We start from the raw sequence: 1,366 nt of genomic DNA on the forward strand, positions 1-1,366 counted from the left end.
TTGACACTCCCCGGCCTTGAAGGCGCGGGGATTCTTGGATCAATCAGTCGATTTGCTCGTTGATGCTGCCATCAAAGAGTAGAGATCGGTCTGTCCCCAAGCGTTGATTTCGGTGTGCCCCACCGTATTTAAATTCAAATTAATTCCTGCTTGCTTCAACCCTTTAACCAAAATATTGCGAGCTGCGTTGTAGTCACGATCTAACGTCGCACCGCAATTGCAAATATGGGTTCTGGTTGATAGCGTTTTCTTGACAGTATTGCCACAACTTGAACAATCTTGCGAGGTGTATTGAGGTGGAACAGCAATTACTGTTTTGCCGTACACATTTCCAAAATACTCCAAATAATGATCAAGTTTGTGACCACGCTGCATCGCTAATCGACTTAGCAAGTTTATGGTTTTTGACCATATTCGGTACTTGAAGGTCTTCATAGGCTACAAAATCGCTAGATTTTACCGCGCACAACGCCGTCTTTATGGCGAAGTCTTTACGCTGCCGACTAACCTTCAGGTGCTTTCTTCCTAACTTGTTGATCGCTTTTTTTCGATTGCCAGAGCCTTTCTTCTTTCGAGAAACTCGCTTTTGCAATCTCTTCAAAGCTTTTTCACTTTTTCGGAGGTGGCGAGGGTTCGCGACTGTTTCGCCATCGCTATCGGTATAGAAATGGTTCAATCCCACGTCTATTCCAATAGCTTTACCAGTCGGAATAAGTTCCTCTTTTCGCTCCACATTGATGCAAAGTTGTGCGTAGTATCCGTCGGCACGACGCACAACTCTGATTCGCTTAATCTCATCTGGTGCATAGAAATGCAAATCCCGACTACCGACTAATTTGAACTTTCCAGCAGCAAAGCCGTCCTTAAATGTCAAACATCTTTTGTCGGCAGAAAGTAGCCATCCTGATGTTTTGTATTCGACAGAGCGAGTATTTTTCTTAAACTTTGGGTAGCCTTTTTTGCCTGGTGTTTTTGCTTTGCAATTAGCGAAAAAACGTTGGATAGCAAAAATGGCACGTTCGGCAGAAGCCTGACGTGCCATTGAGTTAAGCTTGCCTGCCCATTCAAACTCTTTTGCCATAATGGCGCATTGTTTGTACAGATCAATTAGCTTAACTCCTTGATTGTCTATCCAATATCTAAGAGTTTTGTTTCGGACAAATTGAGCTGTTCTGATCATCTCGTCGATGACCCGATATTGCTCGGCTTTGCCTTTCAACTTAAACTCTAGAACTATCATGACAAAATCTTATCACTTTTGCGAAAGCTTTTAGTTACAAAATACGTATATTTAACAATTATTTGCAATAAGTGGAAATTAAAGCCGTCCTAGAAGGACGGGGCTTTAGACCCAATTTTTTGGTAA

At 42.5% G+C, this 1,366-nt stretch carries 1 pseudogene; it reads right to left on the reverse strand.

The features are described from left to right. Nucleotides 1–39: 39 nt before the first annotated feature. Nucleotides 40–1,240, reverse strand: a pseudogene (locus tag QUA44_RS30505) (RNA-guided endonuclease InsQ/TnpB family protein). Nucleotides 1,241–1,366: the final 126 nt, after the last annotated feature.

This window comes from Microcoleus sp. N9_A2, from assembly GCF_036701775.1.
Taxonomy (GTDB): domain Bacteria; phylum Cyanobacteriota; class Cyanobacteriia; order Cyanobacteriales; family Microcoleaceae; genus Microcoleus.